We start from the raw sequence: 23,273 nt of genomic DNA on the forward strand, positions 1-23,273 counted from the left end.
TTCTCTTCCTAGACCCGCCCTTACCCGACCGGCAGGTCGTGTGCGGGATCTACCGGGGGGCGGGCAGGTCTCCGGTGCGGAGGGCTGTGAGGAAGGCGGTCCAGGCGGGTGCGGTGAAGGTCAGCTGGGGGCCGTGGGGGTTCTTGCTGTCCCGGACGGGGACGGTGCCGGGTGAACCGGCCGCAACCTCAACGCAGTCGCCGCCGTTGCTGCCGCTGTATGAGGACTTGGTCCAGGTGAGAGTCATGGACACAGACTGACCCCATGGCGCGGGGTAGCGCCATGGGGCCTTGGGCTAACGGTGGGTCAGAGAGTCGGGAACTCGCCCGCGCGGACGCCGTTGAGGAACGCGGTCCACGTGGCCGCCGGGAAGACGAGGGCGGGGCCGTGCGGGTCTTTGGAGTCACGGACGGGGACGACGCCCGTAGAGGCGGGGGCCACGGCGACCTCGACGCAGTCGCCGCCGTTGCTCCCGCTGTAGCTGCTCTTGACCCAGGTCGCTGCGCTCAGATCGTGGCTGTTCATCGTCGGCGTACCCCTCCAGTGCCTCGCGAATGAGGGCGGCGGAATCGCTGGCTGACAGTGCAGCCGCCCTGAGCACATCATAGGTGCGCGCGTGCTTGGCCAAGACCGCTGGATCGTCGCTGAAATGGCCTCGGTCCAGCGACTCCGAGTACACCCACTGGTCGCCATCGGGCAGCGTGATCAGGGACATTGACACATTGGGCCGATCCACGGACACCCCGTTGAACGGCAGCACCTGGATGATGATGTTGGGCTGCTGCCCGAGCGTCAGCAGTCGACGACACTGCTCCCTCATGATGGCCCGGCTGCCGACCACCCTCCGGATGCAGCTCTCGTCCAACACCACGACGAGCAGCGGACCGTCGGGGGAGACCCAGCGGAACTGGCGGCTCCACCGTGCCGCCACGCGTTCCCGCACGCTGCCCTCGCCGTCGAGGTCCGCCAGTTTGAACAGCGCCTCGATGTAGTCCTCGGTCTGCAACAGACCCGGAACGAGGGCAGCTTGGTACACGCGCAGTGCCAGTGCCTCCGCGTCCATGCGGGCGCGGCGCTTGAACCAGTCCGGGTGCTCGATGACCGGGTACCAGTTGATCTTGGACCACAGCCGCAGCAGCAGACCGCCGGTGTCCAGGATCCGGTCGACCGCCAGGATCAGGTCCCCGTGCGGGACCCGCGTGCCCAGCTCGACGCGGGCGATCTGCGAGCGGTCGCAGGGGACTTGGATCGCGACCTTGTCCTGCGACATCCCCGTGGTTTCACGGATATCTTTTACTAACTGGCCGAACGCCTCGGCCGACGTGACGAGGTCGCCCTCTTCGGGTTTGCGTTTGAGCATGTCATCGCCAATCTGTGCCGAGCCGTTCCTGGAACGGCAGTTCCGGTGGGTGACTCCACGGGATTCGCCATCCGATCTTATGCGGAACTTGCGATTGTTGTACACGGATAGTCCGACTCCGCGACGACGACGTGCGGGGGTAGTGAAATCGGAGCGCGAACATATGAACGCACAGCCCCAACTCCCGCTGGAAGTCGGCCGAGTGGCGCGGGACACCAGGACGCGGCGGCTCGGCGTCGTGCTGGCGGTCGAGAACCGGACCGTACGGCTACAGGCGATCCCCAGCGGGCGGGTCTGGGAGACGCACGTGAGCCGGGCGCGGCGGGTGTCGGCGCGCGAGGAGTTGAAGGTGCGGGTCGCGGCGGCCAACGCGCGGGCGTACCACGAGCGTTAGCCCCGCAAGGGAACCCGCACGTCAGCGAGAAGAACCAGCTCAGACCATACGCCACGTACAGAAAGCCCTAGCTCATGACACAGGCTGAACGTCACCTCTTCCCCGTGTGCGGCCACCGCGCGCACCTGCCGGACGAACTGGCCGCGCAGGCGCTGACGTTCGCCGCGCCCGGCGCCGCCGAGCCCGACGACGTACAGGACCAACTGCGCTGCACGCTCCAGGCGCACGTGACCGGCGCGCACAGTTCGTTCGTGATGGAGCTGGACGGTCGCACGTCCGGCGCCGTCTGGACGCACTGGGCGCGCGGGGGCGTTCCCGAGGCGCTCGTGGTGAAGCAGGACTGCCCGGTTTCCGGGCCGGAGCCCGCGTGTGAACCGTGCTGTGAATACGTGGACCACCCCGGGGCGCACACCTGGGAGTTGGACTATTCATGGCGCAACACCCCGCTGGTGACGGCGCCGAAGCTGCGCGAATTGCTCGTCTGAACGGTTTTCCGCGGCCCTCCGCTGGGGGCGGGCCGCGAGAACTACGCGTATTTACGCGAATTCGCGGGGACGGAATAGCGGTGGCCGTTGCGGTATTGGCCGGGGGCCGTGCCGAACTCCCGCTTGAATGCCTTGGCGAACGCGTACTCGGAGGTGTAGCCGGCCTGTTCGGCGACCGTCCGCAGCAGATCGTCGGTGTCGCGTAGCAGCCGGGCCGCCGAGATCATCCGCCACCAGGTGACGTACGCGAGCGGCGTCGATCCGACGGTGGCCGCGAAGCGCTGGGCGAAGGCCGAACGTGACAGGTCCGCCTCGGCGGCGAGGCTCTGGACGGTCCAGGGGCGGGCCGGCTCGCGGTGGATCGCGCGCAGCGCGGCGGCGACGGCGGGATCGCGCAGGGCGGCGGCCCAGCCGGTGGCGGCGCGCGGAGCCTGCTCCTCGTACCAGGCGCGCAGCATGTAGAGCAGCAGGACGTCGAGCAGGGCGGGCAGCACGCCTGCCGCGCCGGGCAACGCGTCGGTGTCGTCGGCCAGTTCGCGGCCGAGGAGGTCGATCGCGCCCCGCAGGGACGGGTGTTGGCCGACCCGGGCCGGGAGGTGGACGACGTCCGGGAGTTCGGCGAGGAGGGGGTGGGGGCGGGACTGGTCGAGGCTGTAGGCGCCGCAGAGGAGTGTGGTGGTGGCGCCTGCGGACGTCTCGCCGCCCGGTTCCGCCCCGCCCGGATCGGCGTACGGTCCCGCGCCCGACTCTGCGCCCGGCGCTGCGTACGGTTCGGCACCCGGGATCCACTGGCCCGGGGCGGTGGCGTCGCGCAGGCGGCGGGTCCTGGCGTCGACCAGCGGGGTGGTCGGCGAGTCGGCGATGGCGTGCCCGAACTCCCGTGGGAGGAACACCACATCGCCGACGCCCAGCGGGATCGGCTCCCCGCGCTCCGGGATCAGCCAGCACGCGCCTTGCAGCAACACGTGGAATCCGGCGCCCTGTTGTGCCGCGAAGCGGACGCCCCACGGGGCGCGGAACCACGTACGCCGCGAGTGCGGGACGCCGGTGCGCATGGCGGCGACGGCGTCGCTGAGAACGTCCATGGTCCCACCGTACGGCGGCCGGTCGAGTCGGTGGACGGACGGACATCCGCGCCGGACCTGAGGGCATGGGCCGTCCGGGGCGGCCGTCCTTACGGTGGGCGGCGGGCCCGGGAACGTCGTCCCGGCGCCCTCACCTCGACAGACGTCGACGCAGGGGAGATACGGGCATGAAGATCGCCGTGTACGGGGCGAGCGGGTTCACCGGGCGGCTCACGGTCGCGGAGTTGGGGCGCCGGGGCATTCCGGTGGTGCTGGTCGGGCGGAGCGAGGGGAGGCTGCGGGCCGCGGCGGAGGAGGCCGGGATTTCGGTGTCGGGCGCGGACGGGGGCGGCGCGGACGGGCGTGGCGCCGGGGGAGGCGCGGCCGCCGGGGAGATCCGGGTCGTGGGGCTGACGGACCCGGCCGCGCTGGCCGCCGCGTTCGCCGACTGCGACGCCGTCGTCAACTGCGCGGGCCCGTTCACGTTGTGGGGCGAGCCGGTGGTGCGGGCGGCCGTCGCCGCCGGGGTGCACTACGTCGACACCACCGGCGAACAGGGTTACATCCGGCGGGTGTTCGACACGTTCGGCGCGGACGCGCGGCGGGCCGGGGTGAGCGTCGTCCCGGCGATGGCCGACGACGGGGGACCCGGCGACCTGATCGCCGCCCTGACGGCGGCGGCCCTGGCCACGCCCGTCGACGAGCTGCTGATCGCCGACCTCCGGTCGGCCGGTGGCGGGGCCTCGCGCGGAACGGCTCGTTCGATGGCCGAGATCGCCGAGGCCGTCCCGCTGGAGTACCTGGACGGCGACTGGCGGCGGGCGGACGCCGGCTTCGTACCGGCGCCGGTCGAGGTGCCTGCTGCGGTGGCCGCCGTTTCGGCTTCCGCGTCCGCGTCCGCCGCCGCCTCCGTTACCGCCTCCGCCTCCGTTACCGCCTCCGCCTCCGGCGAGACCGGGGCCGTGCCGGTGACGGCGTTCGCCCTGCCCGGCATCGTCACGGTTCCGCAGCACGTTCCGGCCCGGCGGGTGCACAGCGCGATCCGCGCCGAGGTGGCCGCGCTCTTCGGCGCGCTCACCCCCGAGGTCGTGGACAGCGTGCCGGAGGTCGTCCCCGACGAACTGCGCCGGGCGTCACGGTGGTTGATGGTCGCCGAGGCGACGGACAAGGACGGCGCGCGGGCGCGAGGCTGGGTCACCGGTCCCGACGGTTACGGCCTGACCGCCGTGATCGCGGTGGAGGCCGCGCTGCGCCTGACGTCCGGCGCGGCCCCGTCCGGCGTGCTGTCCCCATCCCAGGCATTCCCCCCGGCCGACTTCCTGGACGCCCTGGCCCCGCACGGCGTCACCTGGTCCGTCACGCCGGCCTGACGCCCGCCCTCTCCGCCAGGCGGTGGACGCCGGCCATCACGCGGTCGCGGATGTGCGTGATCGGGCACCGCAGGCACGTCCGCGACAGACCGTAGACGCCGATCTGCCGGGCGACGACGTCCGGGTGCACCATCGGGGCGGCCAACTCGTCCCGGAACACGCTCATTCCCAGGTCGGGCGCGCCGTCGAAGACGACGTAACTGCCTTTGCCGTTCGCGTACGTGAGGTGCCGGTCGACGGAGAACGTGTCCTCTCCCGCTTCGTCCCGCCGTGGCGGTGATCGTGAGGCGGCCGCCTGCGTACGGGGGTGCGAGCGGCCACCTCACGAGTCGGCCGGCGCCTGGATCGGCGCCGCCCAGCTCTCGTTCCTGCTTTTCTGCTGTCAGCCGCGGATGCACGAATGCGCGAATGCGCGGGCACGTGAATACGCGGTCACGCGGCTGAGCGGATATCAGGAGGGGAAGTATTCAGTTCGCGGTGACCTGCCCTACTTGGCGTGCTGGCCCTGCGGGCACGGCGGGTGCCTGCGGTCCGCCGTGAGCAGCGGGGGAAGCGGCCGACGCGGCCCCCGCGGACGTGGAACACGGGCATCGAGGGGGTCACCTCAGGTGCTCGTTTCCGCAGAGATTACGCACAACTCAGGGGCGCCAACAACCGTGAAATTCGAGGTTCGTGCTATTCGGTAACCGGTGGAGCGTGTTCCGCCGGGCCGGACGCGAGGAATGTGGTGAGGGCCGTCGCGGCCGGGACGCCGTCGCGCATGTCCAGGAGGGTCCTCTCCTCCATCACCTGCGCGGTCGCCGGGTCGATGATCACGCGGATGCTCGACTGCACCACGTCCAGCTCGACGGCGGTGCCGGTGCGTCCTGCGGCGTCCTTGACGTTGCCGACGAGTTCCACGTTCGGGATGCCCGCGAGGACCGTGAACATCGCGGAACGCAGCGGGGGGCTGGCGGGTGAACTGGACAGCAGGGTGTCGATGCCGCTGAAGAGGTTCACCTCGGCCGCGGGCCCGGTCTCGTTCCCCATGAGCCGTGCCCTGAGCGTCTTCGGCTCGGTCGGGAGGGCCTTCAGCTCGTCCCAGGTGACGGAGTTGCTGCAATCCGGCAGGCCGCACGGGGGGGATTGCTCGCCGAGCAACCAGCGTGTCTGACTTTCCTCGTTCGGGGGCTGGGCGCCCCTTACGGACAGTCCCCGGGCATCGCTCAGCGACTGCCAGCCGTCCAAGGGGCCGTGCGCCACGATCAGCCTGTCGAGTCCCGCGATTACCATGTCGTCGGTCTCTTCGACCCAGTTGGAGCGGCCGATCCAATGGGTGACGACGGAGTTGTTGTACGTACCGCCGTGAAAGCCGTTGTACTGGCCTTGTTGCTGCACCATCCAATACGCGGCGCTTGACGGGGACTTGGCGGCGGCGGTGGCCGCGACCTGGTTCAGGAAGCCCGCCGCGTCGGCCTGGGCGGCCGGGTGGCTGCCGCCGACGCTGACGGTGGGGTAGACGGCGACGCCGGCGGCGATGGCGGCGACCGCCGCGGCGGAGATCAGGATCCGGCGGCGGCGGCGTTGCGGCGGGCGGGGCCGGGAGGTGAGGGTCACCACGAGGTCGTCGTTCGCGGTGTCGGCGTTGACGTTGTCGCCGCTCACGGTGGGGGTGTCCGCGACGGCTGCCAGGGCAGCGGTGTTCGCGATCGCCGCGCGCAACGGGCCGAGCGAGGCGGTGACGGCGGCCGGGGTCGGGTCCGCGATCCCGGCGGCGGCGCGCAGCCGGTCGGCGCCGGGGAAGTCGAGCACGTCGAGGGTGTCGATCTCGTGACGGCCGGTGTCGTGGCGGCCGGGCTCGTGGTCGCTCATGCGAAGTCTCCTGCCAGGCGCAACAGTTGGGGGCTGTCATGTGCCTCTTTGCGTAACCGGGAGCGGGCGCGGAACAGCCGGGAGCGGGCGGTGCCAGGGGATATGCCGACGACGGCCGCGGCCTCGGTCGGCGTGAGCTGCTCCCAGGCGACGAGCAGCAGCAACTCGCGTTCCAACTGGGGGAGTCGGGCGAGCGAGCGGCGCAGCTGCGGGCCGGCCGCGGCGGCGTCCAGGCGATCATCCACCGCGTGCCAGGGGTCGCTGCCGGCCTCGTCCCCGGGCAACTCCCTTACGTCGTAGGCGCGTCGGCGCCAGTGCGCGAGCAGGACGTTCCTGGCCACGCCGAACAGCCACATCCGCGGTGTGCCGCGCTTCGCGTCGTACGTCTCGCGCCCGGTGAACGCCTGGAGCCACACCTCCGCGAGCAGATCCTCCACGGCATCCGGCGCCCGCCGGGCGAGGTAGCCGTGCAGCGCCCGCGCATGCCGGGTCACCAACGGCTCGAACGCCGTCGGCTCCCGTACGGAGCGGGTGAGCAGATCCTCGTCCGTTTCCACCGTGCCTCCCCATCCGCCGCCGCACCCCACGGCGACCTCGTCCTGTACTTGTCGCCGGGCGCCGCGAGCATTCGCTCCCGTCCCCTCCGTCACGCGGCGGCCCGCGGCCGGCTCACGTTTCGGCGGCCCGTCTCGTCGTACTGCTGAGACGCACGCACACCCGTGTACGTCACGAACGCCAGGGAGACTCCGGATGAACGACTTTCAAGCCATCGCCGACCGCGTGGAGATCGAGGCGCTGCGCGGCGAGTTCAGCGACGCGGTGATGATGCGCGACTACGACCGCGTCGCCACCCTCTTCACCCCCGACGGCACCTGGCGAATGCCCAACATCCCGGTCGAGTTGGAAGGCCGGGAGGCGATCCGCGCCTGGGGCCGACGTGTCCCCGACGTCGTCGACTTCCTCATCCAGAACACCCACCCCGGCGTCATCCACTTCGACGTCGGCGCCGCGACCGGCCGCACCTACATCTCCGAGATCGGCCGCGCCTTCGACGGCCGCGGCGGCACCAACTACGCGCTGTACCACGACCGCTACGCCCACACCCGCGAGGGCTGGAAATTCGCCGAACGCGTCTACGAGGTCCGCTACGAGGACCCCACCCCCCTCCCCGGCACCCCCCTCAACCGCCCATGACGTGGTGGCCGGTGGACGAGTAAGGCGTGGCTGGTTTTGGTGGGGGGTGGGCGAGGGTGGGGAACTTAGCATCTTGGGATGACCCGTAGCAGCAGGACGCCACGGCGGCTGGTCGTGGGTGATGAGACCTTTCTGTGGGCGGTGGGGCATGAGCACCGCGAGGAGCAGGGGCGCTTCTTGGACTGCCGGGAAGTGCTGACCGTGCGGCGGCCCCGTGCGCTGGGGCGGTTGCGGATCGTCTTCGAGGCGCGGCCGGGGCATCTGGTGCCGGACGGAGGGCCGTACACGCACTCCGGTTCGGTCGGAACGGACTCCGCCGGGTGGCTGAATCTGCACGAACCCGGGACCGTACGGGCGCTGCTCGACGAGATCACCACCCGGGGCGGCCGAGTCGGCGCGGACGCGACGGAGACGGTGGACGGGTGGACGCTCGTCGACGCGGTGTCCGCGCGGCGGGGCGACCGGAGCGACCGGGGTGACCGGAGCGACCCCGGGTCCGTGCGGCCCTGAGCGGTACGGTCGCGGTGGCCGCCGCAGCGGCCCCCGGGCCCGTGTCCCGGTCGCCCGCATGGGGTGGCGGGACACGCGCGGCGCACCTCTACGCTGGGCGCATGAGCGAAGCGCCGGGTGAGCCGCCCGCACCCGTACTGCGAGTCCTGCTCGCCGACGACCAGTCGATGGTGCGCGAGGCGCTGGCCACGCTGCTCGGTCTTGAGGACGACATCGAGGTCGTCGCGCAGGTCGCCCGCGGGGACGAGGTCGTCGCCGCGGCGAAGGCGCACGCGCCGGACGTGGCGCTGCTCGACATCGAGATGCCCGGGATGACGGGGATCGAGGCGGCGGCGGCGCTGCGGGACGCCATGCCCGAGGTGAAGATCGTGATCGTGACGACGTTCGGGCGCCCCGGGTACCTGCGGCGCGCGATGGAATCGGGCGCGGCGGCGTTCCTCGTCAAGGACGCGCCGGCGTCCCAACTCGCGGCGGCCGTGCGGAAGGTGTTGCGGGGTGAGCGGGTGATCGACCCGACGCTTGCGGCGGCGGCGCTCGCGGAGGGGCCTTCGCCGTTGACGGGGAGGGAGCGGGACGTGCTTGTCGCTGTCGCGGACGGGGCGGGGAATGCGGAGGTTGCCTCTCGGCTTTTGCTGTCGGAAGGGACGGTTCGCAACTATCTGTCGACGGCGATTCAGAAGACGGGGGCGCGTAATCGCGCGGAAGCGGTCCGCCTGGCCCGCGAAAAAGGCTGGCTGTAGCCCCCCGGCTTCCTTCTTGCGGCTCCCGCCGCCCCGGTCCACGCGCGCTCCCGCGGCTGCCGCCGCCCCGGCTTCCTTCTTGCGGCTGCCGCCGCCCCGGTCCACACGCGCTCCCGCGGCTGCCGCCGCCCCGGTCCACACGCGCTCCCGCGGCTGCCGCCGCCCCGGCTCCCTTCTTGCGGCTGCCGCCGCCCCCGGTCCACGTGCGCTCCCGGCCTCCATCTTTTCGCGGCCGCCGCCGCCCCGGCTTCGCCCGGTTTTTCAGGGGCGCGGGGAACTGCGCCACCAGCCCGCCACCGGCCGGTGGTCGGGAAACAACAGGACTAGCCCCTTCGGGCCGGTGGTCAGGCGCGCCACCGTCGTGGCTTGTCGCGCAGTTCCCCGCGCCCCTGACGGGGCCCGTGCTCGCGCCCACGCGGCGGTAGCCGCAAAGCCGTGCGGCGGGTGGGGCGCGGCCTGGCTGGGGGCGGATTTGTGTCCGGGGCTAGTTGAGGCGGGCGCGGGCGGCGCGGGCGGCGGCGCGGATGGTGGTGGCGGATTCGGGGTCGAAGCTGCCGATGACCTCGGCGTATTGCTCCATTTCGGCCGCGCCGCCGAGGAAATCGCCGAGCTTCACCAGGAGTTGGGCGCGTTCGAAGCGCAGGCGGGCCGGGTGGCGGGGGAGGAGGAGGGTGAGGTCGATCGTCCAGAGTTGGGCGGGGAGGTGTTCGGGGCGGGGAGCGGCCCATGCGCGGATGTTGTTCAGGACGCGCAGCACGATCTCCAGCGGGTCGGCCGGCCCGAGCATCGCCTGGGACGGCGGCTCGCCGATCGCCTCCGTCACCACCCGTACGGTGTCGGCCTCCGACATGACCCGGCCCCCGTCGAACGGATCCACGAGCACGTACTCGCCCGCCGGATCCCCGAAGCCGACGACGAAGTGGCCGGGCAGCGCCACCCCGTACACCGGCCCGCCGGCCCGCCGGGCGACCTCTATCCACACCACCGCGAGCAGGATCGGCAGCCCGCGCCGGCGCCGTACCACCTCCTGGAGCAGGGACGAGCCGAGCTTGCGGTAGTCCGCCGGGCCGCCCCGGAACCCGTGCTGCTCGCCGAGCAGCCGGCGCAGCGCCGTCGCCCAGTCGAGCGGTGTCGTCAGTCCGTACGGCAGCAGCCCGGCCAGCCGGTCCAGCTCGACCTGGGTGAGGTCGCACGCGGTGCCGTCCAGCGCGGGGCTGGCCTCGGCGCCGACGAGCAGGCACAGCTCGGCCAGGTCGGGCCGCTCCTCGCGGGCCGCCGCCGCGAACCGCTCTCGTACCGATTCGGTCATGCCGTTCTGCGCCGCCCGTCGTCAGACCCAGGCCCGGGGACGGGTGGTCGGCGGTAGTAGTACGTGTGATGGTCGGTGAAGCCCATCCCGTCGTAGAGCGCGCGGGCCGCCTCGTTGTCCGCCTCGACCTGCAAGTACGCGGCCGTCGCCCCCTCCTCCGCCGCCCGCCGGGCCAACGCGCCCATCACCGCCGTGGCCAGCCCCCGCCGGCGGTGGGCCGGCGCCACCTCCACCGCGCCGAACAGCACCCACGGCCCGTCGACCACCGCGCGGCCGATCGCGCCGGGCGCCGTGGCGAACCACACCGACGGCCCGCCGGACACCACCTTGAGCGCCTGGTCGGCCAGGTCACCGGTGCGGTGGTAGGCCGCGACCCACCCGGCCGACGGGGTACGGGACAGCACGATGCCGGCGGCGTCCGGCAGCCGGGTCAGCGGGGCCAGCGGCGCGGTACGCAGCAGCGTCGGGGTCTCGGCCGCCCAGCCGAGGCGGTCGAGTTCGGCGGCGTACGGCGAGCTGCCGGGAAGTTGCAGGTACGGGGTCGTGCCGCGCTGCCGGTACCAGGCGGTGACGGTCGCCAGCGCCTCGGGCAGCGGCACGCCGGGGTCGCCGGCCGCCAGCACGGAGTTGGCCCGCCGGGTGAAGCCGCCGGCCGCGCGCAGCGTCCACTCCCCGAGCGGCGCCGTCTCGGTGGCCGGCCACGCCCGGGAGGCGACGGCCTCCAGCTCGTCCGGCGTGACAGAGGGCATCTCCCCGGACGTGACAGACGGAAGCTCCCCGGACGTGACAGACGGAGGCTCCCCGGGCGTGCCGGAGAAGACGGGCACGCGCGGTGCCCGCCGGGCCGGTGCGGGCGGCACCACCTTGCCCGCGACCAGCGAGGATTCCGCGATGTGGACGGTTTCGCCGGTTCTCCGCGTGACGCTCACCACTCCAGCGTCCCAGGATTCGAGAAGCCCCACCGTGTCGGTGAACGTCGGCCGCCCGTCCACGACCGTCAGCAGCCGCCGTACGGACACGCGTTTTCCCACGTCAGCAGGGGTGATCCGAACCTCAAGACGCCCTCCGGCAGAGAATTCCGCTGGCATGCATGCCCCTCCTGTTCGGATCGTGCCCAGGAACGGAGATACTAGGTGCGGGCATCGACGACGCCGCGCTCCCGCGCGAGATGAGCCCTACTCGAGGAGGAACGACAGCGTGACCTACGTCATCGCGCAGCCTTGTGTCGATCTGAAGGACAAGGCGTGCATCGAAGAGTGCCCGGTCGACTGCATCTACGAGGGCTCCCGGTCCTTGTACATCCACCCGGACGAGTGTGTCGACTGCGGCGCGTGTGAGCCGGTCTGCCCGGTCGAGGCCATCTTCTACGAGGACGACACCCCGGAGGAGTGGAAGGACTACTACAAGGCCAACGTGGAGTTCTTCGACGAGCTCGGGTCGCCCGGCGGCGCCTCCAAGCTCGGCCTCATCGAGCGCGATCACCCCTTCATCGCGGCACTGCCTCCGCAGGAGACCTCGGAGGCGTGAGGCGGGACGCCGGGCCCCGTACGGCCTCACCGCCGTACGGGGCCCGGCGTCGTACGCCCGCGCGCCCGGCACTCGGTGACGCGGGCGCGTCCGCCGCACCATCCCGTACCAGAGCGAGAGTGACCACGTGAGCAGCGCCATCTCCGCCCGCCTCCCGGTGTTCCCCTGGGACCGGCTCGAACCGTACAAGGCCACGGCCGCCGCGCACCCGGACGGCATCGTCGACCTCTCGGTCGGCACCCCGGTCGACCCGGTGCCCGACGCCATCCAGCGCGCGCTGGTCGACGCGGCGAACAGCCCCGGCTATCCGCTCACGTACGGCACGGGGGCGCTGCGCGAGGCCGCGGCCGGATACCTGCGCGAATGGCACGGCGTGAGCGGGGCGGACCCGGCGCACGTGCTGCCGCTGATCGGCTCCAAGGAACTCGTCGGCCTGCTGCCGACGCTTCTCGGGCTCGGGGCCGGCGACCAGGTCGGCTACCCGCAGCTGGCGTACCCGACGTACGAGATCGGCGCGCTCGTGGCGAACGCGGAGCCGGTGACGTACGACGACCCGGTCGCCGAACTCGACCCGGCGCGGGTCAGGCTGCTGTGGCTGAACAGCCCGTCCAACCCCACCGGGCGGGTGCTCGGGGCCGCCGAGCTGCGGCGGATCGTGGAGTGGGCGCGGCAGCACGGGATTCTCGTCGTCGCCGACGAGTGCTACATCGAACTGGGGTGGGAGGGTACGGAGCCGGTGTCCGTGCTGCACCCCGACGTGTGCGGGGGCAGTCACGAGGGGGTGCTCGCGGTGCACTCGCTGTCCAAGCGGTCGAATTTCGCGGGCTACCGGGGGGCGTTCCTCGCCGGGGACCCGGCGGTGGTCGCCGAACTGCTCGCCGTGCGCAAGCACACCGGGATGATCGTGCCGGCGCCTGTGCAGGCGGCGATGGTCGCCGCGCTCGGCGACCGCGAGCACGCGGTGCGCCAGAAGGCGCTTTATGCGGCCCGCCGCGGGGTGTTGCGCGATGCGCTCGTCGGGGCGGGGTTTCGGGTGGAGCACAGTGAGGCGAGCCTTTATTTGTGGTGCACGAGGGGGGAGGCGTGTTGGGACACGGTGGGGGATCTCGCCAAGCACGGGGTGCTTGTGGCCCCCGGTGAGTTCTACGGGCCCACCGGCGCATCGTTTGTCAGGGTCGCCCTGACCGCCACCGACGAACGCGTCGCCTCTGCCGCCGCCCGCCTCACGGCGGCGTAGCCGCCCTTCCCGCTGCGCGGGTGCTCCCGGCTCCTCCCGCGTGCGCGGGTGTTCCCGGCCCCCGCTCCGGCCCCCTTTCTTAGCGGCTGCCGCCGCCCCGGACCCCTTCCCAGCGGCTGCCTCCGCCCCCGGCTTCGACAGGGGCGCGGGGAACTGCGCCCCGGCTTCGCCCGGCTTTTCAGGGGCGCGGGGAACTGCGCCCCCAGCCCGCCACCGGCCGGTGGCCGGGAAACAACAGGACTAGCCCCTTCGGGCCGGTGGTCAGGCGCGCCACCGTCGTGGCTTGTCGCGCAGTTCCCCGCGCCCCTGACGGGGCCTGTGTTCGCGCTCGCGCGGCGGAGCCGCAAATCGACAACAGCCCCGCGCCCCTGACGGGGCCCGTGCTCGCGCTCGCGTGGCGGAGCCGCAGATCGACGGCAGCCCCGCGCCCCTGACGGGGCCCGTGCTCGCGCCCGCGCGGCGGAGCCGCAGATCGACGGCAGCCCCGCGCCCCTGGTGAAGCCGGGCGCAACCGTGCGCGAAGGGGCAGGTCAGCGGGCCGCGATGGCCGTCAGGCAGGCTGTCGCCAGGATGTGGGGGGACATCGTGAACGTGGTCACCGTCGCGGGGGTGGTCGGGGGGAGGGACAGGGACGGGGTGTCCAGGGCGTAGATGGTGATTTCGTAGTGGTGGGGGATGTCGCCGGACGGGGGGCAGGGGCCCAGGTAACCGGTGACGCCGGCGTCGTCCGTGCCGGAGACCGCCGTGGGGGGCGGGGTGGGGCCCAGGGTCGTCACGGCGGGCGGGATGTCCCACGTCAGCCAGTGCCAGAAGCCCGCGCCCGACGGCGCGTCCGGGTCGAACATCGTGACCGCGTAGCTCCTCGTCGACTTCGGCGCGCCTCTCCAGGACAGCCGGATCTGCTGGTTCGGCCCGGTGCAGCCGAACGAGTCGGCCCACGCGCTCGCCGGGAACGCCCCGTTGTCGCGCACGTCCGGGCTCGTCACGGTGAAGTGCCCGGCCGAGTCCGGGACCCCCTTGCGGATCTTGGTGAAGCCGTAGCCCGGCGCGGACTTGTTGTGGGCGGCCGCGTTCGTCGCGGTCACGCCCGTCACGGCCAGCGTGACCCCCGCCAGTGCGGCGGCGGCCCGGGTGGATCTCCTCATGGTGCACTCCCGTTGACGATCATGCGGTGGGTGGGTGGCACCACCGTCGCCGCCGGGCGCCCGGCCGGGGAAGGCCCTTCCGATGCTGGTACCCGGGATACCAGCCCCGCGGCTGGACACCGCGGCCCGCCGCTTCGGATCATGAGGTCATGGCGAACACGGCGAAGCCAGCGGCACGGACGCGGGCACGGACGCGGACAGCGGAGTGCGCGGAACTCGGCGTCTTCCTGCGCGCCATGCGCGCCCGGCTGCAACCCGAGGACGTCGGGCTGCCCCGCGTCGGCGCCCGCCGCACCCCGGGGCTGCGGCGCCAGGAGGTCGCGCAGCTCGCCACCGTCAGCATCGACTGGTACATCCGGCTGGAGCAGGGCCGGGTCGGCACGCCCGGGATCGCCGTGCTCGACGCGCTCGCGCAGGCACTGCGGCTGACCCCGGCCGAGCACCAGCACCTGCGTATGATCGCCGGCGGCCGGGCCCCCGGCGCCGCGCCGGAGGCGGCCGAGCAGGTCAGCGACTCGATGCGGCGGCTGCTCGACGGGATGCCGCTGCTGCCCGCGTACATCGTGGACTTCCGGCTCGACATCCTGGCCTGGAACGCGGCGGCGGCCGCGCTCTTCGGGGCGGATTTCGGGGCGCCGGGGGACACGGGGAACATGGCCGGGCTGCTGTTCCTGGTGCCGCGGATCCGGCGGATGCAGCGGGACTGGGAGCGGGTGGCGCGGGAGACGGTCGGCAACCTGCGGGCGAGTCTCGGGCGGCACCCCGATGACCCGAGGCTCCGCCGGGTGGTGGGGGAACTGTGCGGGCGGAGCGGGGAGTTCGCGGCTTGGTGGGACGACTACACGGTGCGGGAGCGGGGGCACGGGACGAAGCGGATCGTGCATGACGCCGTTGGCGAACTGACCGTGTGCTACGACGCGCTGGTGGCCGGTGGCGGCACCGGCCACTCCCTGATCGCCGTCACCCCGGCCGACGCCGCGGCCGACCGAGCTCTCCGCCGCCTCGCCGCCACCCACACGCCCCCGGGCCTCCGCTCGATCGTCGCCTGACGCCCCCGTGCCCCCGGGGTGACCGGGGTGTTAGCCCAGCGGCAGGCTGCTGAGCGGGAGTTGGTCCGTCGTGAGCGTCGACGCGGCCGGGAGGGTGCTCGCTGTCGGGAGCTGGGAGAGGGGGAGTTGGCCCACCGGGAGGGTCGGGGTGGCGGCGGGGGCGGCCGTCGATGCGGACTCCGCGGTCGCGCCGACGATGCGGCCCGCCGCGTCCGCCGTGTTGCCCGCGGTCTGCTGCGCGGCCGGTGCGGCGGTCTTTCCGGCCGTGCCGACGACCTTCCCCGTCGTCGGCAGAGCCGACTTCATCGCCTGGGTGCCGGCCTGCGAGGCCAGGCCCGTCGCCTGCTGGGACGTACCGTCGATCGTGTTGCCGAGGTTCGCGCCGTCGAGGTTGCTGAGCCCGCCCAGGTCCGGCTGGTGCGGGGCGGCGGCCTGGGCCGCGCCCGCTCCGACCAGGGGAGCGGCGGCGGCGCCGAGCAGCAGAGCGGCCTGGGCGAAGCGGCGCGCGAAGGGGAGGGACATGGTGCTCCTTTTACGGCGGGTACGGGGAAGTCCGTCGGCGGTACCTGTCCGACGATCGGACGTGCTGACTACCGCTGGACCCGCCGTTTGGTTGCGGCCGTTCGAGGTAAAGGATTGGCAATGCGTCGCATAATAACCATCCGGCAGATCGGATATAACGGACAGCCGACAATCCGCTGATGAAACGTCACATCCCTTGCCCGGCAAGGAAATCCGCCCGCCCACGAAACGCCGTTCAGGCCCCGCCCCGGCGAAACCCGAAAACCCCTTTCGGGTGACCCCGCGGACTACTGCGCGACGGTGATCCGTACGAATCCGTCCGCCGACGTCGCCGCGACCGTACTCGCGCCCCTGCCCGCGCCCGACGAGGACGAGGCGGGCCGCTGCTTCTGCCAGCCCTTGTCCGAGCGCGCCGCCTCCCAGCGCATGTCGCCGAACGACACCTGCTCGACCTTCAGGTCGTGCGCGTGCGCCACCGCCCACTGCGCCAGCTCCCAGCCCCGCCTGGCCCCGTCGGCCTGCGTCGAACCGCCGCCCGCGGGCACCGACGGGACCGCCACCGTGTGCGGCGCCGGGTCCGTACGCGGCCGTACCTGGCTGCCGAACTCCCTGGTCAGCAGCGCCGTCACCGCCGAGGTGCGGCCGAGCGGGCCGCCCGCGCTGTCCGGCGAGTCGCCGCCGGTCGTACAGCTCAGCGCGCCCTGGTCGTGACCGCTCAGCGCGGCGGACAGCAGCGTGGCGTCGGCCTCGTGCTGCGCGTACGCCTCCGGGTAGCCGCTGCGCTGCACGCGCTGCGCGGCCACCGTCACCGGCAGCTGCGTGTAGCCCCTGATCTTCACCAGGTGGTCGAAGAACGCGTTCGTCGAATAGACCGGGTCCTGGATCTCCTTCGCCGTTCCCCAGCCCTGTGACGGCCGCTGCTGGAACAGGCCGAGCGAGTCCCGGTCGCCGAAGTCCAGATTGCTCAGCCGGGACTCCTGCATGGAGGTCGCGAGGGCTATCGTCAGCGCCCGCTCCGGCAGTCCGCGCGAGGTCGCGACCGCCGCGATGGTGGCCGCGTTGGCCGCCTGGTCCGGTTCGAGTTCCAGATCGGGGCCGTCGCCCCGCACGGTGCAGCCCGCCGCGGCCGGCGACTTGTGGTTCGCGAAGTGGTAGGTGATGAAACCGGCCACCATGAGCAGCCCCAGCACGACGATGACGAACCACAGTCCGCAGCCGTGCGAGCGGGCGCCGTCCTTGCCGGGCGCGGGCGATGACGTGGGCACGTGCGCAGACTACCGAAGCGCGGACCCCCCGAAACACGCTGCTGGAAGCCCCCGGCCGCAGCACGCCCTACCCTCGTGGGCATGACGCACGCACTCGACCTCAGCCTGGATGCCGTCGCGCTCACCGCGCAGCTCGTGGACGTTCCCTCGGTCAGCCGGGAGGAGACCGCGCTGGCCGATCTGGTGGAGCGGGCGCTGCGCGGGCTGCCGCACCTGAAGGTGGACCGGGACGGCGACGCCGTCGTCGCGCGCACCGAGCTGGGCCGGGACCAGCGGGTGGTGCTGGCCGGGCACCTGGACACCGTGCCGATCGCGGACAACCTGCCGTCCAGGCTCGACCCTGCGGCCGGGCTGCTGTGGGGCTGCGGCACCACCGACATGAAGGCCGGGGTCGCCGTGCAGCTGCGGCTCGCCGCCGAACTGGCCGCCCCCAACCGCGACCTGACCTTCGTCTTCTACGACGCCGAGGAGATCGCCGCGGAGTTCAACGGCCTGAAGCGGCTGGTCGAGAACCACCCGCAGTGGCTGGCCGGCGACTTCGCCGTACTGCTCGAACCCACCGGCGGCCGGGTGGACGGCGGCTGCCAGGGCACGCTGCGGGTCCGGGTGCAGACCACCGGCAGGCGCGCGCACTCCGCGCGCAGCTGGCTCGGCGAGAACGCCATCCACAAGGCCGCGCCGATCCTGGCCCGGCTGGCGGCGTACGAACCGCGCCGGGTGGAGATCGACGGCCTGGTCTACCCCGAGGGCCTGAACGCCGTCTTGATCGAGGGCGGCCACGCCGGGAACGTGATCCCCGACACCTGCGCCGTCACCGTCAACTACCGCTTCTCGCCCGACCAGAGCGAGGCGGAGGCGCTGGAGCGGGTACGGCAGGTCTTCGACGGCTTCGAGGTGGTGCTCACCGACACCGCCCCGGGCGCGCTGCCCGGCCTGACGCACCCGGCCGCCGCCGCGTTCGTGGCCGCGATCGGCACCCCGCCGGCCGCGAAGGAGGCATGGACGGACGTGGCCCGCTTCTCCGCCCTGGGCATCCCCGCGGTGAACTACGGCCCCGGCGACCCCACCCTGGCCCACACCCGCGAGGAGAACGTCCAGACGGCGGCCATCCTGGAGGCCGAGCAGAAACTCACCGCCTGGCTCACCGCCTGAGACGCGAAGCACGCCCCCTGAGACGCGAAGCACACCCCCCGCCGGGCAACCGAACGGGGGTGCGTATCGGTCCTTTCCCCCGGCATGGTGTGATCTGATCCGGACCGGGGGGAGGCGTTCTGTGGGGCTTACGAGCAGATGGTTCGCGCTGCTGCTACTCGTCCTCGCCCTCGCGGCCATGGCCGCCGCCGTCCTGCTGTGGCCGCGAATACGCGGCCCGCGGCCGGTGCGGCTGCTCGCGCGGGTCGGGATGATCGTGCTCTGCCAGGTCACCGCGATCGTCGTGGTGATGGTCGCGGTGAACGACGACAACGGCTTCTACGCCTCGTGGGACGACCTGCTCGGCAACGCCAACGCCGGCGGCGGCCACCTCGCCGATCCCGGCCGCGGCAATCCGCTGCCGGTCTACCCCGACTACCGGGTGAAGTTCGCCGCGTACTCCGACGGCTTCAAGCGCGCCACCGTGCACGGCTGGGACTCCGGCACCAAGGGCGACGTGATCGTCTGGACCCCGCCGCAGTACGGCAAGAAGGAGTACGCCCACACCCGCTTCCCGGTGATCGAGGTGCTGCACGGCATCCCCGGCACCCCGCACAGCTTCCTGCGCGGCATGCGGCTCGGCCAGATCATGGCCGACGAGATAGCCGACGGACGCGCCGAGCCCGCCATCCTCGTACTGCCCACCATCACCCCCGACCGGGTCAACACCGGCTGCGCGGACGTGCCGGGCAAGAGCGACGTGGCCACCTGGCTCGCCGACGACGTGGTGCAGTCGATCAGCCGCAACTTCCGTACGCTGCCGGGCCCGCACGGCTGGGCCGTGATGGGGATATCGACCGGCGGCTACTGCGCCGCCCGGCTGGCCCTGGAATACCCCGACCGGTTCGCGGCCGGCGCCGCGCTCGCCCCCGACGACCCCGGCGACGGCGTCCGCTCCCCGCTGTGGCTGGCCCGTACCAGCACCCCGAACGTGCAATTGCTGGTGGAGTCCAGCCTCCAGGACCCGGAGAGCCCGCCGGTCTTCGCCGACCGGCTGGCCGCCGCGGCCCGGCCGCCGACGCAGGTGACCACGCTCCGGATGTCCGGCGGCGGGCACAACTGGAAAACCTGGGGGCGGATGTTCCCCGACGCGTTCACCTGGCTGAGCGCCCGGCTGGAAGCGCCCAGGGCCGTCCCCTTGGCGCCTTCCGCGGCCTCGTGATGCGTACGCTTCCCGTATGACTGAAGCGACTGACTCAGGCGACACCGCGGAAGACGCGCAGGAGGCCGCCGCCGCGGCGAACGCGAAGGCCGAGGGGCACTCGGAGGGCCGCGGCTGGCCCGAGCGGCACACCGGGCCCGTGGTGCGCAGGCGCGGCCAGGTGCAGCCGGGCACCACCGATCAGCGGCTGCTGGACAGCCGCGGCGAGAGCGACTGGGTGCACAGCGACCCGTGGCGGGTCATGCGGATCCAGTCCGAGTTCGTCGAGGGCTTCGGCGCGCTCGCCGAACTGGGCCCGGCGGTCAGCGTCTTCGGCTCGGCCAGGACGGCCGCGAACTCCCGCGAGTACGAGGCCGGGGTGCGGATCGGCCGCGCGCTGACCGAGGCGGGCTTCGCGGTGATCACCGGCGGCGGCCCCGGCGCGATGGAGGCGGCGAACAAGGGCGCGCTGGAGGCCGGCGGCGTCTCGGTCGGGCTCGGCATCGAGCTGCCCTTCGAGCAGGGGCTCAATCCCTATGTCGACATCGGGGTGAACTTCCGGTACTTCTTCGTCCGCAAGACGATGTTCGTGAAGTACGCCCGCGGGTTCGTCGTCCTGCCGGGCGGCTTCGGCACGCTGGACGAGCTCTTCGAGGCGCTGACCCTCGTGCAGACCAAGAAGGTCACCCGCTTCCCGATCGTGCTGTTCGGCACCGAGTACTGGGGCGGCCTGGTCTCCTGGATCAAGTCGACGCTCGTCGCGCAGGGCAAGGCGTCGAACGCCGACCTGGAGCTGTTCTATGTGACGGACGACGTGGACGAGGCGGTCGCCCGGGTGACGAAGGACTCGGCGTGAGCGGGCCGCCCGGGCCGGCGGCCCGCCTGCGCCGCCGGGCGGCCTAGGTGTATTGACCCGCAGGGTTGTTGACACGGCTGATCGGGGGTTGTCCTCCGAGTGCGGTGTGGCAGCGATGGTAGTTGTAAGCGTGCAGGAAGGGTGCGAAGGCTTCGGTGCGTTCGGTGTTGCTGGCGTAGGGCTTGAGGTAGGCCCATTCGTCGAGCAGGGTGCGGTTGAAGCGTTCTACTTTCCCGTTGGTCTGGGGCCGGTAGGGCCGGGTTCGTTTGTGGGTGATCCCGGCCGCGGTCAGGGCGTCGCGCCAGGCGTGGGATTTGTAGCAGGAGCCGTTGTCGGTCAGGACACGCTCGACGGTGATCCCGTGGCCGGTGTAGAACGCCTGGGCCCGCTGCCAGAAGGCCACGGCGGTCTCTTTCCGCTCGTCGCCCAGGATCTCGCTGTAGGCCAGGCGGGAGTGGTCGTCGACGGCGGTGTGGATGAAGCTGTAACCGATCTTCGGGGTGCCGGAGGGGCTGCGGGCGGGTGTGGTGGCCTGGCGGTTCGCCTCGCCGGCCTGGCGGTCCATGACGCGGTGGCCGCCACCGTCGGGAATGTTCCCGAGTTTCTTGATGTCGATGTGGACCAGCTCGCCCGGCCGGTCCCGCTCGTAGCGGCGGATCACCGTGCCGGTCGGACGGTCCATCCAGGCCAGCCGGTTCAGGCCGTGCCGGGTCAGGATCCGGTGCACCGTCGATGTCGGCAGGCCGAGGACCGGGCCGATCCGGGCGGGCCCGAGCTTGCGTTCCCGGCGCAATTCGCACACGCGCACTTCGATAGCCGGCTCAGTCCGGTGCGGCGTGGTGCGGGGTCTGCTCGGCCGGTCGGCCAGACCCGCCTCACCCTCGTCCCGCCACCGCTTCACCCACTTGTAGCCCGTTGCCCGGGAGATTCCCATCTCGGCTGCCACATGAGCCACAGGCCGGCCGGCATCGACCCGCTGAACCAGCAGCCGTCTGCCGTGAACGGTCAGCCGGGCATTACGGTGGGACACGAAGACCTCCATGCGGTGCAGTCCTAGACAGCTCCACTGCATCGGAGGTCTTCGCCATGATCAAGCCCGACACGTGTCAACAACGCTCGTGATCAATACACCTAGGCCAGGCCGCGGCGGGCCACCGCCGGCTCGCGGTGGCCGGCGATCGCCGCCACCATCTCCAGGACCTGCCGGGTCTCCGGCACCTCGTGGACCCGGTAGACCCGCGCGCCCAGCCACGCCGACACCGCCGTCGCCGCCAGCGTCCCGATCAGCCGCTCCTTGACCGGGCGGTCGATCGACTCCCCGACGAAGTCCTTGTTCGACAGCGAGACCAGCACCGGCCAGCCCGTGGCGGTCATCTCCGGCAGCCGCCGGGTCGCCTCCAGCGAATGCCGGGTGTTCTTGCCGAAGTCGTGCCCCGGGTCGATCAGGATCCCGTCCCGCCGCACCCCGAGCTCCGCGGCCCGGTCGGCAAGACCGCAGGTCACCCGCAGGATGTCGGCCATCACGTCCGGGTAGCCCACCCGGTGCGGGCGGGTGCGCGGCTGCGCGCCGCCGGCGTGCGTGCAGACCAGTCCGGCCCCGTACCTGGCGGCGACCTCGGCCAGCCCCGGGTCGACCCCGCCCCACGCGTCGTTCAGCAGGTCCGCGCCCGCCTCGCAGACGGCCTCGCCGACCTCGGCCCGCCAGGTGTCCACGCTGATCACCACGTCGGGGTGGCGGCGGCGCACCTCGGCGACGAAGTCCACCGTGCGGCGGATCTCCTCCTTCGCCGACACCTCCGCGCCCGGCCCCGCCTTCACCCCGCCGATGTCGACGATCGCCGCGCCCTCCGCGACCACCTGGGCGACCCGTTCCAGCGCGGGCTCGTCGCTGAAGGTGGCGCCCTGGTCGTAGAAGGAATCCGGTGTACGGTTCACGATCGCCATGATCACCGGCTCCCGCTCGGCGAATTCCCGGGTTCCCAGCCGAAGTGCCACTGCCGCTCCTCATCTCAGACTCATGCGATCGTGGCACGATCGTGCCTGACACGTAGGGCCCGACCCCGGGAGATCGACTTGTTCTGGTTCATGCTCATCGCGCTGGTCGCGGTGGTCGCCGCCGTGGCGATGGCCGTACTCGGTGACGGCGGCTCGCTGCGCGACTCCGAGCCCGACCGGATCGACGACCGGCTGCCGCCGGACCGTCCGCTGCTGCGCTCCGACATCGACGCCGTCCGGCTGCCGGTGGCGGTCCGCGGATACCGCATGCTCGACGTCGACGAGGTGCTCGACCGGCTCGGCGCGGAACTGGCCGAGCGGGACGCCCGGATCGCCGAGCTCCAGTCGGCGCTGGCCGGTGCGCAGGCCACCGCCGTGGGCGGGGCCACCCTCGCGCCCGAGGACGAGCGGCGGGAGGACGGCACCGGTGAGTGACGAGGCGCGGACCCCGGCGGTCGAGAGCGCGGCGGCCGGCGGCCCGGTGGTCGGCGAGGACGGCCTCGCCCGCTGCGGCTGGGGACTCTCCACGCCCGACTACGTGGAGTACCACGACACCGAGTGGGGCCGGCCGGTGCACGGCGAGCACCAGCTGTTCGAACGGATCTGCCTGGAGGCGTTCCAGTCGGGGCTGTCCTGGATCACCATCCTGCGCCGCCGTGAGGGCTTCAGGGCCGCCTTCGACGGCTTCAAGGTGGACGCCGTGGCCGCGTTCACCGACGAGGACAAGGCGCGGCTGCTCGAGGACCCCGGCATCATCCGCAACCGCGCCAAGATCGACGCGGCCGTCACCAACGCCCGGGCCACCCAGGCGCTGCGGGAAGGCTACGACGGCGGCCTGGACGCCCTGATCTGGTCCTTCGCCCCCGACCCCAACACCCGGCCGGCCCCGGTGACCGGTGCGGACGTGGCGGCGATCACCCCGGAATCCACCGCCCTGTCCAAGGACCTGAAGAAGCGCGGCTTCCGCTTCGTCGGCCCGACCACGGCACACGCCCTGATGCAGGCCTGCGGCCTGGTCAACGACCACCTGGCGGGCTGCTTCGCCCGCACGTGGTCCGTCTAGTCCGT

Annotated in this window: 27 protein-coding genes and 1 pseudogene; 14 read left to right on the forward strand and 14 right to left on the reverse strand. The window is 72.4% G+C overall.

The features are described 5' to 3' along the window. Window positions 1-49: 49 nt before the first annotated feature. The 3 genes and pseudogenes from ACQPW6_RS26865 to ACQPW6_RS26875 all read right to left on the reverse strand — a co-directional run. Complete coding sequence (locus ACQPW6_RS26865; RefSeq protein WP_433892248.1) at window positions 50-247, reverse strand: DUF397 domain-containing protein; 198 nt, start codon at window positions 245-247, stop codon at window positions 50-52. 59 nt (window positions 248-306) lie between these two features. Beyond that, window positions 307-525, reverse strand: a complete 219-nt coding sequence (locus tag ACQPW6_RS26870; protein ID WP_433892249.1) for a DUF397 domain-containing protein — start codon at window positions 523-525, stop codon at window positions 307-309. A 34-nt stretch (window positions 526-559) separates the two neighbouring features. Continuing rightward, a pseudogene (locus ACQPW6_RS26875) lies at window positions 560-1,360 on the reverse strand (helix-turn-helix domain-containing protein); the annotation flags it as partial. A 163-nt stretch (window positions 1,361-1,523) separates the two neighbouring features. Between ACQPW6_RS26875 and ACQPW6_RS26880 the strand changes: the two are divergent. Then, window positions 1,524-1,754, forward strand: coding sequence for a hypothetical protein (locus ACQPW6_RS26880; protein ID WP_433892250.1), 231 nt, complete (start codon window positions 1,524-1,526; stop codon window positions 1,752-1,754). A gap of 74 nt (window positions 1,755-1,828) precedes the next feature. Then, entirely contained in the window at window positions 1,829-2,239 is a 411-nt protein-coding gene (locus tag ACQPW6_RS26885) for a hypothetical protein (RefSeq protein ID WP_433892251.1), read from the forward strand. Between the two features lie 41 nt (window positions 2,240-2,280). Here ACQPW6_RS26885 and ACQPW6_RS26890 read toward each other — a convergent pair whose 3' ends face one another. Next, window positions 2,281-3,324, reverse strand: a complete 1,044-nt coding sequence (locus tag ACQPW6_RS26890) for an AraC family transcriptional regulator (RefSeq protein ID WP_433892252.1) — start codon at window positions 3,322-3,324, stop codon at window positions 2,281-2,283. 167 nt (window positions 3,325-3,491) lie between these two features. Here ACQPW6_RS26890 and ACQPW6_RS26895 point away from each other — a divergent pair, with 167 nt between their 5' ends. After that, window positions 3,492-4,673: a saccharopine dehydrogenase NADP-binding domain-containing protein gene (locus ACQPW6_RS26895; protein ID WP_433892253.1), complete on the forward strand. Its 1,182-nt coding sequence runs from the start codon at window positions 3,492-3,494 to the stop codon at window positions 4,671-4,673. Here the strand turns inward: ACQPW6_RS26895 and ACQPW6_RS26900 are convergent. From ACQPW6_RS26900 to ACQPW6_RS26910, 3 genes are all read right to left on the reverse strand, one after another. After that, window positions 4,660-4,839, reverse strand: coding sequence for a hypothetical protein (locus ACQPW6_RS26900; protein ID WP_433892254.1), 180 nt, complete (start codon window positions 4,837-4,839; stop codon window positions 4,660-4,662). The genes ACQPW6_RS26895 and ACQPW6_RS26900 overlap by 14 nt on opposite strands. Window positions 4,840-5,348: 509 nt before the next feature. Beyond that, window positions 5,349-6,524 carry a CU044_5270 family protein gene (locus ACQPW6_RS26905; RefSeq protein WP_433892255.1) on the reverse strand — a complete coding sequence of 392 codons (1,176 nt, stop codon included), beginning with the start codon at window positions 6,522-6,524 and terminating at the stop codon, window positions 5,349-5,351. Next, window positions 6,521-7,081 carry an RNA polymerase sigma factor gene (locus ACQPW6_RS26910; RefSeq protein ID WP_433892256.1) on the reverse strand — a complete coding sequence of 187 codons (561 nt, stop codon included), beginning with the start codon at window positions 7,079-7,081 and terminating at the stop codon, window positions 6,521-6,523. Before ACQPW6_RS26910 ends, ACQPW6_RS26905 begins: the two co-directional genes overlap by 4 nt. 193 nt (window positions 7,082-7,274) lie before the next feature. Between ACQPW6_RS26910 and ACQPW6_RS26915 the strand changes: the two genes are divergently transcribed. The 3 genes from ACQPW6_RS26915 to ACQPW6_RS26925 all read left to right on the forward strand — a co-directional run bounded on the left by ACQPW6_RS26915 (window position 7,275) and on the right by ACQPW6_RS26925 (window position 8,968). Beyond that, a complete protein-coding gene (locus ACQPW6_RS26915; protein ID WP_433892257.1) occupies window positions 7,275-7,718 on the forward strand; it encodes a nuclear transport factor 2 family protein in 444 nt (147 codons plus the stop codon). Window positions 7,719-7,796: 78 nt separating this feature from the next. Continuing rightward, window positions 7,797-8,228 carry a hypothetical protein gene (locus ACQPW6_RS26920; RefSeq protein ID WP_433892258.1) on the forward strand — a complete coding sequence of 144 codons (432 nt, stop codon included), beginning with the start codon at window positions 7,797-7,799 and terminating at the stop codon, window positions 8,226-8,228. 101 nt (window positions 8,229-8,329) lie between these two features. Next, complete coding sequence (locus tag ACQPW6_RS26925; protein ID WP_433892259.1) at window positions 8,330-8,968, forward strand: response regulator; 639 nt, start codon at window positions 8,330-8,332, stop codon at window positions 8,966-8,968. Between the two features lie 484 nt (window positions 8,969-9,452). Here ACQPW6_RS26925 and ACQPW6_RS26930 read toward each other — a convergent pair whose 3' ends face one another. Further along, complete coding sequence (locus tag ACQPW6_RS26930) at window positions 9,453-10,277, reverse strand: tetratricopeptide repeat protein (protein ID WP_433892260.1); 825 nt, start codon at window positions 10,275-10,277, stop codon at window positions 9,453-9,455. Beyond that, on the reverse strand, window positions 10,274-11,365 hold the full coding sequence (locus ACQPW6_RS26935) for a GNAT family N-acetyltransferase (RefSeq protein ID WP_433892261.1): 1,092 nt from the start codon (window positions 11,363-11,365) through the stop codon (window positions 10,274-10,276). The genes ACQPW6_RS26930 and ACQPW6_RS26935 overlap by 4 nt, the downstream gene beginning before the upstream one ends. Window positions 11,366-11,474: 109 nt before the next feature. Here ACQPW6_RS26935 and fdxA point away from each other — a divergent pair, with 109 nt between their 5' ends. Together fdxA and dapC are read left to right on the forward strand one after the other, a co-directional pair. Further along, entirely contained in the window at window positions 11,475-11,804 is a 330-nt protein-coding gene (gene fdxA / locus ACQPW6_RS26940; RefSeq protein ID WP_433892262.1) for a ferredoxin, read from the forward strand. Between the two features lie 127 nt (window positions 11,805-11,931). After that, window positions 11,932-13,041 (forward strand): succinyldiaminopimelate transaminase, encoded by a 1,110-nt coding sequence (gene dapC, locus ACQPW6_RS26945; protein ID WP_433892263.1) that lies wholly within the window; start codon window positions 11,932-11,934, stop codon window positions 13,039-13,041. Window positions 13,042-13,571: 530 nt separating this feature from the next. Here dapC and ACQPW6_RS26950 read toward each other — a convergent pair. Further along, window positions 13,572-14,186, reverse strand: a complete 615-nt coding sequence (locus ACQPW6_RS26950; protein WP_433892264.1) for a YbhB/YbcL family Raf kinase inhibitor-like protein — start codon at window positions 14,184-14,186, stop codon at window positions 13,572-13,574. A 149-nt stretch (window positions 14,187-14,335) separates the two neighbouring features. Between ACQPW6_RS26950 and ACQPW6_RS26955 the strand changes: the two genes are divergently transcribed. Beyond that, window positions 14,336-15,235, forward strand: coding sequence for a helix-turn-helix transcriptional regulator (locus ACQPW6_RS26955; RefSeq protein ID WP_433892265.1), 900 nt, complete (start codon window positions 14,336-14,338; stop codon window positions 15,233-15,235). Between the two features lie 30 nt (window positions 15,236-15,265). Here ACQPW6_RS26955 and ACQPW6_RS26960 read toward each other — a convergent pair whose 3' ends face one another. Next, window positions 15,266-15,757, reverse strand: a complete 492-nt coding sequence (locus ACQPW6_RS26960; protein ID WP_433892266.1) for an ATP-binding protein — start codon at window positions 15,755-15,757, stop codon at window positions 15,266-15,268. 287 nt (window positions 15,758-16,044) lie between these two features. Further along, window positions 16,045-17,022 (reverse strand): heavy metal transporter, encoded by a 978-nt coding sequence (locus ACQPW6_RS26965; protein ID WP_433892267.1) that lies wholly within the window; start codon window positions 17,020-17,022, stop codon window positions 16,045-16,047. A gap of 81 nt (window positions 17,023-17,103) precedes the next feature. Between ACQPW6_RS26965 and dapE the strand changes: the two genes are divergently transcribed. The 3 genes from dapE (at window position 17,104) to ACQPW6_RS26980 (ending at window position 20,210) form a co-directional block, all read left to right on the forward strand. Then, the gene (gene dapE, locus ACQPW6_RS26970; protein WP_433892268.1) at window positions 17,104-18,174 is read left to right on the forward strand and encodes a succinyl-diaminopimelate desuccinylase; all 1,071 of its coding nucleotides are present in this window, start codon (window positions 17,104-17,106) and stop codon (window positions 18,172-18,174) included. A gap of 121 nt (window positions 18,175-18,295) precedes the next feature. After that, window positions 18,296-19,375 (forward strand): alpha/beta hydrolase, encoded by a 1,080-nt coding sequence (locus ACQPW6_RS26975; RefSeq protein ID WP_433892269.1) that lies wholly within the window; start codon window positions 18,296-18,298, stop codon window positions 19,373-19,375. Window positions 19,376-19,391: 16 nt separating this feature from the next. Next, a complete protein-coding gene (locus tag ACQPW6_RS26980; RefSeq protein WP_433892270.1) occupies window positions 19,392-20,210 on the forward strand; it encodes a TIGR00730 family Rossman fold protein in 819 nt (272 codons plus the stop codon). Window positions 20,211-20,253: 43 nt separating this feature from the next. Here the strand turns inward: ACQPW6_RS26980 and ACQPW6_RS26985 are convergent, their stop codons facing one another. Together ACQPW6_RS26985 and folP are read right to left on the reverse strand one after the other, a co-directional pair. Next, complete coding sequence (locus tag ACQPW6_RS26985) at window positions 20,254-21,240, reverse strand: IS481 family transposase (protein WP_433892271.1); 987 nt, start codon at window positions 21,238-21,240, stop codon at window positions 20,254-20,256. Between the two features lie 101 nt (window positions 21,241-21,341). Next, window positions 21,342-22,154, reverse strand: a complete 813-nt coding sequence (gene folP, locus ACQPW6_RS26990) for a dihydropteroate synthase (RefSeq protein ID WP_433894676.1) — start codon at window positions 22,152-22,154, stop codon at window positions 21,342-21,344. Window positions 22,155-22,283: 129 nt separating this feature from the next. Between folP and ACQPW6_RS26995 the strand changes: the two genes are divergently transcribed. Both ACQPW6_RS26995 and ACQPW6_RS27000 read left to right on the forward strand, forming a co-directional pair. Beyond that, on the forward strand, window positions 22,284-22,640 hold the full coding sequence (locus ACQPW6_RS26995; RefSeq protein ID WP_433892272.1) for a DivIVA domain-containing protein: 357 nt from the start codon (window positions 22,284-22,286) through the stop codon (window positions 22,638-22,640). Beyond that, a complete protein-coding gene (locus ACQPW6_RS27000; RefSeq protein WP_433892273.1) occupies window positions 22,633-23,268 on the forward strand; it encodes a DNA-3-methyladenine glycosylase I in 636 nt (211 codons plus the stop codon). The genes ACQPW6_RS26995 and ACQPW6_RS27000 overlap by 8 nt, the downstream gene beginning before the upstream one ends. Window positions 23,269-23,273 lie beyond the last annotated feature (5 nt).

The sequence above is a fragment of the Streptomyces sp. CA-111067 genome (assembly GCF_050956065.1).
Taxonomy (GTDB): Bacteria; Actinomycetota; Actinomycetes; order Streptomycetales; family Streptomycetaceae; genus Actinacidiphila.